This window comes from Desulfatiglans sp. (assembly GCA_012513605.1).
Classification (GTDB): Bacteria; Desulfobacterota; DSM-4660; order Desulfatiglandales; family HGW-15; genus JAAZBV01.
This window is the reverse complement of record JAAZBV010000069.1, coordinates 76,121-90,369: the sequence shown is the minus strand read 5'-3', so window position 1 is coordinate 90,369 and position 14,249 is coordinate 76,121. Positions and strand designations below refer to the sequence as shown.

At 45.0% G+C, this 14,249-nt stretch carries 13 protein-coding genes; 1 reads left to right on the top strand and 12 read right to left on the bottom strand.

The window, feature by feature from the left end; translation table 11 throughout:
• Window positions 1-134: 134 nt before the first annotated feature.
• Entirely contained in the window at window positions 135-1,412 is a 1,278-nt protein-coding gene (locus GX654_08970; GenBank protein ID NLD36988.1) for a 2-hydroxyacyl-CoA dehydratase, read from the bottom strand.
• 431 nt (window positions 1,413-1,843) lie between these two features.
• Here GX654_08970 and GX654_08965 point away from each other — a divergent pair, with 431 nt between their 5' ends.
• Window positions 1,844-3,205 (top strand): hypothetical protein, encoded by a 1,362-nt coding sequence (locus GX654_08965; GenBank protein NLD36987.1) that lies wholly within the window; start codon window positions 1,844-1,846, stop codon window positions 3,203-3,205.
• A gap of 86 nt (window positions 3,206-3,291) precedes the next feature.
• Here the strand turns inward: GX654_08965 and GX654_08960 are convergent, their stop codons facing one another.
• The 11 genes from GX654_08960 to GX654_08910 all read right to left on the bottom strand — a co-directional run bounded on the left by GX654_08960 (window position 3,292) and on the right by GX654_08910 (window position 14,249).
• A complete protein-coding gene (locus GX654_08960) occupies window positions 3,292-3,804 on the bottom strand; it encodes a DoxX family membrane protein (GenBank protein ID NLD36986.1) in 513 nt (170 codons plus the stop codon).
• A 140-nt stretch (window positions 3,805-3,944) separates the two neighbouring features.
• On the bottom strand, window positions 3,945-4,823 hold the full coding sequence (locus GX654_08955; GenBank protein NLD36985.1) for a hypothetical protein: 879 nt from the start codon (window positions 4,821-4,823) through the stop codon (window positions 3,945-3,947).
• 255 nt (window positions 4,824-5,078) lie between these two features.
• Window positions 5,079-5,396, bottom strand: coding sequence for a heme biosynthesis protein HemY (locus GX654_08950; GenBank protein NLD36984.1), 318 nt, complete (start codon window positions 5,394-5,396; stop codon window positions 5,079-5,081).
• A gap of 45 nt (window positions 5,397-5,441) precedes the next feature.
• Entirely contained in the window at window positions 5,442-6,539 is a 1,098-nt protein-coding gene (locus GX654_08945; protein ID NLD36983.1) for a cobalamin synthesis protein P47K, read from the bottom strand.
• 9 nt (window positions 6,540-6,548) lie between these two features.
• The gene (locus GX654_08940) at window positions 6,549-7,379 is read right to left on the bottom strand and encodes an aquaporin family protein (GenBank protein NLD36982.1); all 831 of its coding nucleotides are present in this window, start codon (window positions 7,377-7,379) and stop codon (window positions 6,549-6,551) included.
• A gap of 215 nt (window positions 7,380-7,594) precedes the next feature.
• Complete coding sequence (locus GX654_08935) at window positions 7,595-8,539, bottom strand: molybdopterin dehydrogenase (GenBank protein NLD36981.1); 945 nt, start codon at window positions 8,537-8,539, stop codon at window positions 7,595-7,597.
• Between the two features lie 52 nt (window positions 8,540-8,591).
• The gene (locus GX654_08930) at window positions 8,592-10,949 is read right to left on the bottom strand and encodes a xanthine dehydrogenase family protein molybdopterin-binding subunit (protein NLD36980.1); all 2,358 of its coding nucleotides are present in this window, start codon (window positions 10,947-10,949) and stop codon (window positions 8,592-8,594) included.
• Between the two features lies 1 nt (window position 10,950).
• Window positions 10,951-11,673, bottom strand: a complete 723-nt coding sequence (locus tag GX654_08925) for a twin-arginine translocation signal domain-containing protein (GenBank protein NLD36979.1) — start codon at window positions 11,671-11,673, stop codon at window positions 10,951-10,953.
• 25 nt (window positions 11,674-11,698) lie between these two features.
• Entirely contained in the window at window positions 11,699-12,757 is a 1,059-nt protein-coding gene (locus GX654_08920; GenBank protein NLD36978.1) for a hypothetical protein, read from the bottom strand.
• A 12-nt stretch (window positions 12,758-12,769) separates the two neighbouring features.
• A complete protein-coding gene (locus tag GX654_08915; GenBank protein NLD36977.1) occupies window positions 12,770-13,279 on the bottom strand; it encodes a hypothetical protein in 510 nt (169 codons plus the stop codon).
• A gap of 760 nt (window positions 13,280-14,039) precedes the next feature.
• Complete coding sequence (locus tag GX654_08910; GenBank protein ID NLD36976.1) at window positions 14,040-14,249, bottom strand: hypothetical protein; 210 nt, start codon at window positions 14,247-14,249, stop codon at window positions 14,040-14,042.

Below are 14,249 nucleotides of genomic sequence, written 5' to 3'. Positions count from 1 at the left end.
AAAACCTTTTTAATCTATCGTAACATTCCGACAAGTGAAAAATAAATAAACCTCTGTGTCCTCTGTGCCTCTAGCAAAGCGGGTGGTGAACTTGTTTTTTCTTTAGCTGACAGCTGAATGCTGAAAGCTGAAAGCTATCTTAACTGCTCTATAAACGCCTCTATCCTGGTCTTTAACTGGCCTGCATCCTCCATGCTGTAGTCTGTCTCTATCCTGAATGTAGGGATACCCTCCTTTTCAAGGGTCTTTTCCACAGGGATAGATTCCATAATATATGGCTGGCAAAACTGGAGCCCGTAATGGATTACACCATCTGCATTATATTTTTTGAACATCTCCTGTACATGATCACAGCGCTCCTGGTTGGGTGTAAATATAGCACAGTCTACCTTGTAGTATCTGTCAACGATAGCATCCATCATCTTATCTATTGTCTCGCCTGAATCATCCGTGAGGTTCCTTGTGCCCCTTTCGCCAACACATGATTCCTCGCCTACAATTACAGCCCCTGATGACTCAATAAGGTATGGCAGTTTCCAGTTGGGTACGGCCTGTGGGCACCCAGATATTATAATCCTTGGTGCCTTTACAGGAAACACCCCTTTCTTTTCCTGTACCCTCTTTTCAAGCTCATCACAGACCCTGTTAACAGAGGCTGTAAACCTTTTTGGGTTATCATAAAAGAAGACCTGGTTAATAAGAAGAGCATCCAGCCCTGAGATGGGCGCAGGGTCATGTTTTCTTAATGATGAGAGCCTGTGGATAGCCGCACGTTTTGCATTTACTGTCTTTATCGCCTCTTTAAGAGATTCCGCTGTTATCTTCTTTCCGGTAAGACTCTCCACACTTTCTTTGAAACGGAGATACTCCTCCTTTAACAGCGCCTTCCCCTGACCTGATTTTACCTGCGGGAGATCCATTACATAGAGGTTATTCACAAGACCCCTCAGGGTCTCATATGCCTTTTTTTTGCCGTCACATGTGTTTTCACCCACTATCATATCTGTGCTTTCAATATAGGGGCATACCTTTCCAAGCTTAAAACCGAATGAGGATTTTATAAGCGCACATGTATTTCTTGGCAGGTATTTTTCTACCTCCTCCATGGCAAAATCAGCGCCCGAGCAAAGCCCTACAAGCGTAGCATTTGCAGCGAGCGCTATCTCTTCAGGTACAAACACACAATATGAACCGATGATCTTTCGACCTTCCTTTTTTTCATCAAGCAGCTCCTTTATCCTTAAGCTGTGCACATTGCTTACAACAAAATCAAAATAATCCATGGCAAGAGGCCGCTCTTCCTGATTCATGTAAATATCCTTGTATGCCTTGCCAAGCACATTAAGCAGGGCGTCATGCGCCTCAAGGTTAAGCCCCAGATCTTTCCACATTGCCCTGTAATCTTCGGTCATGTTTTTATGCTCCTTGATTTATATTTTTAACAGATTTGTCGCATGAATAGAGGCAAACGGTCAAACAGGAATAATCTATCAATTATGCAAATCTTATCGACAATGCCGATATAAATTTATGGCCTATTACCGCTTTCCCCCTTATCCTGCAACAGGTTGACAAAATGATCTCACATGATATATTCCCGGCATCTCAAAAAGGATAATCTACATATGCATCATTTTTTTGGTTTTACATGAGGGGCGCTTATTGATTTGCCCGTGAGGTAAATACCCCTGTTGACTAAAAAATGATGCCATACCGGAGCAGACTTTAATAATACTGAACGATCAAGTTTTTTCCCAGCCTGGCATCTGAACGATCCTCTGCAGGCTTAAATTTGCAGGGGTGTCGTAATTGAACAGAAAATTTTTAAGCGAGGTATTTCAGTATGAAAATTAAAACAGTATTTTTTCCATTGGTTATTTGTCTATTCTTTACTCTTCTAACGATTTCGGGTTCCACAGGCACAGAGGGGAATAAAAGGATTGTCATCGCCTATACCGGCAATGTAGATGGTTATCTTGAACCATGCGGATGTGACGGCGATGAGATGCTTGGCGGTCTGTATAAAAAGGCAACATATATCCGTGAATACAGAAAGACAGAAAAAAATCTGGTTCTTGTGGATTCAGGCGATCTGTTTAATGAGCACGAAAAAATAAAGGATTCAAACATGCCTTCAGCCCGGTTTAAGGCCGAGGTGTTCACAAAGGTCTATAAAGAGCTTGGCATTGATGCGATTAATGTGGGTGAACTTGATCTTGCCCTTGGTGTTGACTATCTAAAGGAGCTTGAGAAAAAGTATGATGTCCCCTTTGTTTCTGCCAATATTGTAAATGATAAAAATGAGCTTTTATTCAAGCCATATGTGATCAGAACCATAGGCAATATAAAGGTCGGTATAATCGGCATTATGGGAAATACCCCTGATGTTTCAAAACCTTTTGAGGAGATTGCCGGTTCCACTTTATCTGTCCTTGACCCATTAGAGACAGCAACAGCAAAGGTGGCGGAACTAAAGGATAAGGTGGATTTTGTTATTGTCCTGACACATCAGCATATGGGCCGCAACTGGATATTTGCCCGAAAGATAGACGGCATTGATGTGATTGTTGGAGGCCATCATAAACAGAAACTTGATACCCCCTATGAGGCAAATAATACATATATTGTTCAGTCCAGTGAAAAGGAGCAGCATCAGGGGATGCTTGTTCTTGAAAAGGCTGCTGACGGGACTAAAACCGCTAGCAATACACTGGTTCCTCTTGATGACAAGATCGCTGATGATGCAAATGTAAAGGCGATAGTTGATGAGTATAACCAGGAGGTAAACAAACTTTATACAACACCGATCGCCGGAAGCTCTGCACAGGAAGAGGCAGTCACGCCTAGATCAGTAGCCTGTAAAGAGTGTCATGGTGAGGCATATGAGATTTGGGAAAAATCGACCCATGCAAAGGCATTCCAGACTCTGGTTAACAAAGAGAGGCAGTTTAACCCTGACTGTCTTGTATGCCACACAACACGTTTCGAGGAGGCAGGCGGTTTTACAATGAAGGCACAGCAAAAGGAATTAAGAGATATCCAGTGCGAAAACTGTCATGGTGACAGGACGGCTCATCTGACCGACCCTGGAGTGGTTTCTCAGACAGCCCCTGATGTGAAAACCTGTTTGAAATGCCACACTGAATACAGATGCCCTGATTTTGAAAAGAATTATGCCAGGGAATGGGAGAAGATTAAACATTAGAATTAAAAAGGGACCCTGTCCATATCGGATAGGGTTCCTGCCATTTTGGGGAGCTAATAATGGCGATATCTCATACACAAAGTTAATTATCCCTTATATGATCCCTTCGCATCTCTGCGAAACAGATGCTCTGCACCCAACAGATACAGGGCGGGTATGAGCATAAGAGAGTCACGGGCAATGGTCATAGGAGATATGGGGTCCTCAAAGCTGAAGCAGCCGCAATCCGCCTCTATCCCGCGAAGATAGGTAATGGTGAGAATGGCTATGAAAAACAGGAGCAGCAGGGTAGCGGCCCCTGCCAGATACCTTATCTTCCGTTTGAACCCAATCAGGAGGGCAAGACCAAGCCCCATCTCCACCCAGGGGAAATAGCGCGCCATAAAGGGCACATATAAATTTGGAAACAGTTCATATTTATATATAACTGCCTCGAACAGGAGCGGGCTGTCCCATTTGATATAGCCGCTGTACAAAAAGATACCGGCAAGGATAAAGCGGGAGAACCAGTGCAGGATGCAGGGGATATGGATACAGCATCTATCCCGGTTCAGTAAAAGGAGACATGGGAAAAGCCATTGTATAATGCGTACAATCATAATCTGTAATATAGATATAATATTGCCCAAATGCATACGAATAAGGATGGGATGACATCTGAATATCTGCCTCACCCTTATTACTCAAACAATCAAAAGGCTTTCACTCTGCAATAGTGAAAGCCTTTTGGTCTAAAAAACTATTTTGCCTTGAGCAGGGTAAGCCCTTCCAGCCACTTGGCTACTGTCAGAAACTTACCATCTCTTGATATAAAGGGTTTGCCCAATTTTGCCGGCACGGCCTCCTCTTTCCAGATCTTACCGCCATCAGCAGTACGCAGGGCGATCATACTCTCCTTGCCTGAAAGGCCTAAAACAACCAGGCCGTTATCAGCGTCTGTAAAACGTATAGCAGCCTCAGGGGTCTCATTGATCCATCCGCCGCTGCCAAAACCCTGAATAACAGGGTCTTTAAGCCCCAGGGAAGAGGATGTCCAGCTCTTGCCGCCATCCTTGGTAATATACAGGATACCGCTCTTATCTAACAGGTATCCATCCGCTGGTGTGCGGAGTGAAATTGCTGCTACTGCTGTGACACCATCGGGCAGCGCGAGGTCCGACCATGTTGCCCCACCGTCTGTGGTCATCTTGAACTTTGTGCCTGACCCGACCCACCCTGTTTTGTCATCGGCAAATGCCAGTATGCTTGCCATACCGCCTACATCCTTGGCTATAACCTTCCAGTTTTTCCCGCCGTCTGTGGTCAGGCTGGTGCCACTGATACAGGATTGCCAGATAATGTTGGTATCCACAACCTCCACGGAGAACATACAGCCGCCGGTCTTGGCCATTGTCCATGTCTTGCCGCCGTCAAGGGTATAGTGCTGCGCGCCGTCATCACCAGCCCCGCCCCAGACACCAAAGTTTTCATCATGAAAGGCCGCCATCCGAACCTTAATCCCTTCGATCGCCTTTGGGATTACCACCTCCCACTGGCCCTGAGCGGACGCTATGCTAACTCCTAAAAATAGAATTGAGATCAATACGCCTGATAAAATGGCTGATTTTACATGTTTCATCTTTTTTTACCCTCCTTGAAAAAATTGAGTTAATAAAAATCTCCTTGTTACTGAATAAAGCGTGTGCATATGCCAGGCCATATTATTATAGCCTTGCTCCTCTGTGCAGTAGCTTTAATACCATATCTCCAGGATTTTGAAAATAATTTTTGATAGGGCCAGGTTTTATCTGAAATCAGGATGATAATGGAAAAAGACCGCCGCCTGAGGGGTTATTTTGATTTTACTTATACCCTGCAAGCGGCGGTTAATAAATCATGAACAGCTTGAACAGGATCTGCACCCTTCTCCCTTTGGTAAGCTCGATGATATTGAAAATCCTGAACCCCTTTCGGTTTCTACAAAATCAACACTTATAGGCTTTACCTCTTCAAGAAGTGCCTTGTCTATTAGATAGGTAACTCCATTGTCCTTAATTATTTCATCATTTGCGTCAGGCTCATCAAGCCCCATTCCAATAGATGGGCCGGAACAACCCCCTTCTGACAGGAAAAACCTTATGTATGAAGGCTCCTTCTGCCCCTTTAAAAAATCTGTTATCTTTTCGTTTGCCTTTGCTGTCACTGTTAACATTTTATTCTCCTTATAAATTAATATTAATAAACTCCTATATATGTTTTACGCTGTTATTATATGGTTGTATCTGTGAGTGGGGTTCGGCCTTCCAGGGCTCAAGCAGCGCCACGCCCCTATATTCATGGTTAACTGATCCGAAACCACAGAGGCAAGGGTTTCATTTATAATATCGTTAAGTGTATCCGGCGGCATCTGAACCCGGACGTTTATGGTCAGCCTGGCCCTGGCTGTTGTCATTTCAGCGCCCTGTATACTTAACGCACTCTGTTTACCTGTTATATTACCCATCACAAAAGAGTCCTCTGCCTCTATTATCAATTTTATATGTCCGACAGGTGCAGATCGGAGTTCACATTTTTCACCCAGGGTTTTTAGAAATTGTTCAGCAAAACCCCTCCACTTTGTTGGTTTACCCTCAAGCAAAATTGTGGCGTTAAGCCACCCTAGAACCGCCTCTCCTTCAGCATATATGTCATAATCCACATCAGCAAGATACTGCCCTGCGGCAGAGGTGGTTGTTACAACATCAAGCCATTTATCCATGCCTTCACCTGTTTTAGCGCTTATGGCAAGGACTGGCTTCCCGCTAAATAATTTTTCAAACCGATCCTTCAGCACATCAATCTCTGCCTGCGACATAAGGTCAACCTTGCTGATTACAATGATGTCAGCCTCTTCCACCTGTTTTCTGTAGATGTAGGCAGCGCTTGGGTGAAGTCCTGATGTCCCTCCATCAAGTATATCCTTTAACCGGGCCGGGTCCGCCATAACAGACAGGGGACAAACTGTTATCTCCTGCCCCAAAAGCTTTTTCAGGGGCTGAATTATGGTGGCGGAGAGGTCAGTACAACTGCCAACAGGTTCGGCAATCAGGATATCCGCCTGATGATCTGCTGAGACCCGTGACATTGCGTCCATGAGCCCCTGAAAATTACAGCAGAAACAACTGCCATTCACCTCTGCCACATTCACCGTGCCTCGCGAAAGAAAGGCAGTATCTACCAGTCCAGGGGCCTGATCATTGGTGATTAGCCCCACACGCAGCCCTTTTCGGGAGAGGGTTTGTGCAGCCTCCCATAAGAGTGTTGTTTTTCCAGCACCAAGAAACCCGCCAACCAGTATGAGTTTTGTTTTTTTCATAATAAACTCCTATTTTTCGATTTTAAAAGGATTACAGCATGTACTGTTTGATTTTTTATTCATTACAGGCTCAAGCACACGGACAAAGAATAGGGATGCAATGACTCCTCCCAAAAGAGGGCCTAATATGTAGACATAGAAAAAGCCCCCTGCCTGATCCGGAAAGGCGGCATTACCCCATCCCGCAAGCCATGCCACCAGCCGGGGGCCAAGGTCACGTGCCGGGTTAAGCCCTGCCTGTGTAAGAGGAGCAATAAGGCATATAATAGATGATACAGTAAAACCTATGAACACAGGCGCAAGGGCCTCCTGAGGCCTCCCCACATTACATCCCTCTGTCAGTGCGAAAATCATCAGAACCAGCAGGAAGGTGCCGAATGCCTCTGCACCAATTGCAAGGGACATGGATACAACCGCAATGGAACCAGGGGTGCTGTAAAATTCACCGAACATCCTCGCTGTTTTTACAGATTGGGCCGAACCTCTGATTATATTATTGGCCTCTTCATAGGCAATGATCGAGGGATTAAAAAGCAGGTACAAGGCCAGCCCTGCCATGATAGCGCCTGTTAATTGTGCTATCAGATATATTGGCAGTTTATTAAGGGCCATTCGTTTTCCAATAACCATTGCGAGGCTTACAGCAGGGTTAAGGTGTGCGCATGAAAGATGCCTTGTGAGATAAATGGCCAGTATCACCCCTATACCCCACACCAAGGCCACCTGCATAAGCCCCTTGTGTGCATCAAACAGCACAGAGACAGCAACAGCTCCGCACCCGAAAAGGACAAGGACAAAGGTGCCAAGCGCCTCACCGATAAATTCAGATGTATACCTCATAGAAGAGCTCCTCGTTACCAGTAAAAGGGAGTTTTGATTCAAGCCCAAAACCGATTATTAGTCAATATTCCCAATGAATTATTTCAGAGTAGATATAATGACAACTAATACCGGGCTGGTGTTGGTTCCTATGCCTATGCTATTGTAAATAAAAAGGGATCAGTCAAACTATTCAGTTTGACTGATCCTCCTTCAGCAGTTCCTGCAGGTAAAATTTAAGCAGCAGCTAAGATGGCCCTTTTTACAAGTGTCTTTGCTATCTGCACCTTAAATTTTGTTGCATTAAGGGGCCTTGCATCAGCAACCGCTGCTGCCCCTGCCTCTTCTGCAACCTTTTCACTGATCTTTTTCCCCTTAAGCGCCTCTTCCGCCTTTAATGCCCTGTATGGCTTCGGGGCAACAGCGTTAAGGCATATCCTTGGGTTTGCGCCGGTCATTACCGCACAGTTTACAATTGGGAAGTCTATGGATTTCCTTAATGCAAACTTGATAAAGGCGCTTTTTGCACCTTTGGGCGGGGCAGGGATATGGATTTCCTTAATAATTTCATCCTTTTCAAGCACAGTATTCCCGGGCTGTTTAACATCAAAAAAGTTTTCTGCTTCGATTGACCTTATGTCTGTAACCACCTTTGCGTTAAGGGCAATCAGCGCTGGCGCTGTATCGCTCGGATGCACTGCAATACAGCCACCTACTGCCCCGAATATGGAGTGATACCTGTTATCGCCTGTCATTGCAAAGCATGTGTTCCCACCCTTACGCTTGCAATCAAAGCGGTTTTCAGGCTTTCTGAAATACCAGCACCTGTGAAGTTGCGCTATGTTACCGCCTATTGTACCCATGTCACGGATATGGGGTGATGCCACCCGGGAAGCCGCCTGTGCAAGGGCAGTATATTTTTTCTGTATGTTTGCATCCGCTGCAATATCAGCCAGATGTGTGGCTGCCCCTATTTTCAGCACTCCACCCTCTTCCTTTATATAATCCAGGCCGGGAACACTCTTGAGATTGATTACTGTAGAGGGGTAGTCCCTCAGGATGTTATCCTTAAGTGTGCCTACAAGATCAGTCCCGCCTGCTATGAGGGTTGTCTTGCCATCAGCCAGGGCTGTCTTGATTTCTGCAATTGATGTTGCATTTGTATGATTAAATGGTCTCATTTTATCTCCTTTATCTTATAAGCCTATAGACTATAGCCTATAGACTATGGTCTTAGCTTATCTTCCCAAGCGCCTTAAGCACCCTGTCTGGTGTTGCAGGTGGATCAACCCATACACCAATCGCATTATAGATTGCACATATTATGAGATGGGTGTTTGCCATGGAGTGACTTATGCCGTTTGCGCCGTACACACCGTTCCCTGCGCGGGTTTCAATCAGCTCCACATCCAGCGTGGGCACATCCAGCATACCCGGTTTCTTGTATTCGATCATGTTCATGTTGAGTTTTACACCTGTTTTTTCATCATAGTAGTAGTCCTCAAACATCTGGCATCCCTGGCTGAAATAGGCTACCTGATCAAGCTGGCTCTCAAGGGAGGTGCGCCTTATAACCTTTCCCGAATCAACAGCTGCCCCATACTTCAGGATTTCAATCTCTCCTGTTTCAGTATCAACAGCCACCTCGCAATAGAGTGTGTTCAAGGTATCATACTTTGAAGGCCATAAAGGTGCTGGCGGGTGGCCGGAAAATGTTGCATACACATTTGCCTGAATACTCTTAAGCGGCACCCCGGTGCGATTGTCTGACTTGAGCACTATCTTTCCATCTACTATATCAAAATCTTCCGGTTTTTTACCTTTTAAGGGGTTTGGAGCGGCCTTTTTGGGCGCGCCAAAACCAAACCCTCCCATTGCCGGTTTTTCGGCCTCGGCAATAGCCGCCTCAAAGATGCGCTGCCTTAATATATGACAGCACTGTTTCATAACCCAGCCGGTTGCTACAAGTCCGTCTGCCCCGCCGCTTATAGATACAAATATTGCGTTTGGATCATAATCAATGCTGATATCCTCATATTTAAGACCAAGCTCTTCAGCCGCTATCATGGTTACCCCTTCAACTGAGAATACCCCTGCATGGGGTCCCTGAATAGGCAGATGCACCACCCCTTCCCTGAGTTCAAGCACTGCATGAAAATCTGAGCCCATTGCATGTCTGGGGCACATCTGATACCTGAAACCTGCACCGTGCATCCTGCCGTCAGGCAGCTTCTTTGCCCCGTTTTTATGCCAGTTCCACTTCATCAGTTTACGCCCGGCATCTATACAGGCATCAAAGCTTGGAACAGGCCGCATATCCTGCTGTCCGTCAGGTCCGTGCAGGTTAAGCCTTGCAATATCAATTACATCTTTACCCAGTTTATCTGCGATCATATGTAATGCCATTGTAACAGAGTCCCAGTTAAACGGGCAGAACTGCGAACTGAAGGCCATAAGACCGCGGTTAGAGTCTACAACCTCCATCCTCTGCCTGATATTCTGACACTTTGTGCCTATGTATGGCCCATACCCCTGGTCGCCTATGGTACCGAAGAAGGAATTGCCCGGTGTGCCGCCGTCGGTTATTGAAAAGTCATCAAAGGCCGTTATCAGCCCCTCTTTTGTAAAGCCGACCTTCATGTGAATAAAGCGCTGCTGGATCATAAAGTCAAATGTGTCCTTGCGCTCGTTTATGCAGCGCACAGGCCTTCCTACACGTCTGGACAGGAAGGGTGTGATCTGCTGTGATTTGCGTATTGTCCAGTCACAGTATTTACCGCCCTGGAAAAGACCCTCCTGTACAGTCTTTCTCGGTGGCAGGCCATACATCTGTGCAATGGCATTTTTACCGCCGCTCGCATGCCACACAGCCCCTTCTATACGAATATTGTCTCTCCCCAAGTAGGGGTCATCAAACCACCATGCAACAGAGCCGTGGGGATTGGGTGAAGCGGAGGCGTATGCAGGCATGTTAAGGTCATATTCTATTATATAGTCAGCCTCCTTGAAGCCCTGTTCAACATCCCCCTGATTCTGGTTTGAGAAGTTAACATTTCCCTGTTTCGGGATAGAATTGTTTGCAGGTCCGAACATACTGGCGACCCCGGCCCTGTCTTCGGGCCTTATTACTGTGGCATTTGGTTCTCTTGCCTTTTTAATATCCACTGAATGGGGCAGTATCTCCCATTCCACATCAAGCTGCCTTAATGCCTCGTCACATATATCCTCGTTTTCTGCAACAACTATGAAACCCACTTCCAGGTTTTCTTCATGGGCAACATCGGTTATAAAAGGCGCTGGGGCGCCGCCCATACCGCCGCTGCGTTTAAAATTTTTAATATCCTCATCTTCATATGTGACTATATCCACAACACCGGGCACAGCCATTGCCTTTGCCTTGTTGTAACTTTTTATCCGCGCATGTGCATGGGGACTGCGCATGAACTTTGCTTCAAGCATGCCAGGCACTACATAGTCTGCACCGAATTTTGCCACACCGGTGGCCACTGCCCATGAAAGTTTGCCAGGCAGATTTGGCTTACCGACTACATTAAATTCCTTTCTGTCTCCATTTATAGTTAAATCAGCCATATTATTTACCTCCTTTAGCTATCTGGGGGGCCGCTTCCATTATAGCTGTGGGGTGCCGGTTATATGTCCCGCAGCAGCAGATGTTACCTGCAAGGGCCTGTCTGCAATCCTCTTCTGTTGGATTGATTTTTTTATCAAGAAGGGCCTTGGCAGATACCAGGAACCCGGGCGTGCAGTAACCGCACTGCATGGCGTCCCATTTACAGTATGAATCAATGAGAGGCCTCCATTTTGGATCAGCGGCAATACCTTCAACGGTCTGTATCTTTTTGCCTTCACACTCTACAGCGAGCGTCATACATGAAAGAATGGCCTTTCCATCCATTATCACGGTGCATGAACCGCAGGCGCCTCTGCCGCACATATGCTTTGCCCCTGATAAACCCAGCTTAAAAAGGAGGGTGCGCTGTAGTGTCCAGTGTGGCTCAATAAGCACTTCGCAATCCTCACCATTAATGTTGAGCTTTGTGGTGACCGGCTCAACATGCTCAGGGTGATCGGTTTTGAAATGTTGTTTTAATTCTGCAAAGGTTGCGAAATCCTTGTTGCATATCGGGCACCTAAACTGAGTAACTGTTTTAGGCACCGATTTAACAGCATCAGCGGCTAATGCCATTTCAGGCCTTAAGGCAATGCCTGCAGCACCGATAGCGCCACCGCCGACGATGACCCCCGCATTCTTAAGAAAACTCCTGCGGTCAATATTATTTCTTCCATCCGCCATATCTTTCCTCCTGAAGTAATAAAAGTTAAAGGTTGCTAAACAATTTATCTATGATCGGTTGTAATTTTCTCTCATCCAGCCCTACCGAATAGGCCATTATATTTTTATCTGTTTCATATACCTCTGATTCTGCCCTGGGATTTACCACCACTATTCTTCCTCCAAAACTGGGTTTCATGATCTGCATACGGTTTTGAACGCGAGACAAAGCGCCTTCATCCGAAAGATCATGTGCGGTTAGAAACTCTATTGTAAGATCAGGGCTGGTAATTTTACGTTCATGCAGTTCGGCAAATACAGGTATATTATTGAGATCTTGTATGACCGACATAAATATCATCCTGTCTGCAAGGGCCATAGAGGTGTCACCGGTGCGATCCCTAAGCATTCTCTGTGTGGGAAGCTCAGTAGGCAGATTGTAATAATCCACCTCTCCTCTAAGCGGCATCTTGAATGCTATATGGGTGTTGAGCGTTTTTGAATGAAGAATCAACTCCGGAATACGTTTTGCAGCATGATGGTGCTGAGCACCTATAACTATTTGATCAAGCTCTGACACAAAGGGTTTATCATTCTCATCAAGGCTGACCCTGAAGATCTTATCCGGATCAAGCAGAAGTATAATTGAGATAGCCGCCCACAACTCATAGCCGAGCCTGAACATCTCTAAGGCATTTTGATTAAGATTTTTCGCTGCCTTTACCTCAAAATCGTTCTCTGTGATTTTACACTGAATAAGTTCAAAAAGGGGATCATAGATAAGGCGCATCATACCCTCTTCAGGGTTATGGAGGATAGAGGCAAGATCAACCTGTAATTCTATATGTTTTTTTAGAGCCAGTATCTTAAAAAGCCGCTCTTCAGCCTCAGTGTAAGATCTTCCAAGGGCGCATATATCTACAAAAAGGTGGCTCTCCCATGACCTGACAAAGGCCTTTCTAACCTGATCAAACCGGCTGTAGAATTCATCACGTAAAGGCCTTGGTATTGAGGTCTCATACGGACTGATCAATATCTCTTTATTTGATGAGATAAAGGTTTTAAGACTCTCGTATTCCTGCTTCCATTCTGTTTTAAAATCCATAATTATTGCTTCTCACATAGCCCTTTTTTTTGCCCCATTTACGATACCGCAAAATACAGTTCGTAAAATCTGTTCATCCAGATCAAGCGGGGGTTCATCCATGCACATATCGTCTGCTTCATAACAGAGCTCATCATCTGTATCCATCATCTTCGCTGCTGTCTCCGGGACATAAACCATTGTCCCTTTTCCCTCTGCTATATGCTTTGACCTGTTATTTTTTTCAAGCCATCTGTCACATTCGTCATGGGTGCCGATAAAAGGTATAAGGATCATTGTATCTTTCTGCAGGGTAATGAGTCTGTATCCGTTTCCAAAATCATATTTTCGGCAGCCCTTTAGACGTTTTTCGCCATATTTGGTAAAGGCACCTGTATTTTCAGTATAGTCCAGAAATGCCCCTGATTTAAGGCTTTCAATAATGCTGTCCGCCTTCTGGGCTATTGATTTGCCGGTCTTGTCTGATTGTCTTAACTCTTCTATCCTGCGCTCGACCTTGGCGCTGATCTTTACAAACCTCATTGTGTTACCTATATCCCCCAAGCTTAATAAATGCAAATAATATGTATATTAGCCTGATATTTTACTTTTTTACTGTTATATTGACTTTATTGTTCAGGAAAAGGTGATTGATATTACTAGTGGGAAAACAAATTTTTCAGCCTTGCCCTGATCTACCAAGCCCGGGTAGAACCTGTGCTATGCACTCAGGTGAAGCTGAAAAATCTGTTCATTTTTACTCCAGTGGTTGAATTAAAACTATAGTACCATATAGGTGGTCAAAATGATTGTCAAACTGGTTATTCCTATACAAAATGGAATATTAATCGGGAATTCCTGATTTCAGAGGATTTTCCCATTAAGAAACAGTTCCCCTGGATCTGCTGTTTTTAAAAGCGCCTCAACATTATTAGTGTCAATTATTACAGGTATGCTGTCTTTGTATCTGGTTATAAACTGCGCCAGTCCATTCATATTTTTTCTTCTGCCGGACTTCACCTCAATTGCATAAACCTTTTTGTCAAGGCATAGCACGTAGTCTACCACATATTTACCGTCTCTCCAGTAATAGAGCGCCCCCCGGAAACTGATGAAAGCGCTGCCCCAACTGCCGATTCAAAAACCATCCCTCGCCATTCAGGGTCTGAATCCATACTGCCCGGATTATTGAATGCATGTATCAGGGCAGTATTGATCTACCAAATTTAGGAGGTCTACCTACTAAAATTGGTAGATAGTCATTCAAATATTGATACACCCCAAGCCATCCTGCCTGAAAAAATCAGGCATTATTAAGATCATTTAATATGGTGTTGAGATTAATGCCATATTTTTCTACTACATTCTCAAGGGTTTCAAAAAGCGAGGAGCAGCAAATGCATTCACCTGCCTGCGCATCATATCGTTTAAAAACATCAATAGCGCTCCTGTTTTCCGATACAATATCAAGCACGGTCATATGCGGAGATATCTTTTTTGGGGAGTTCGCCAT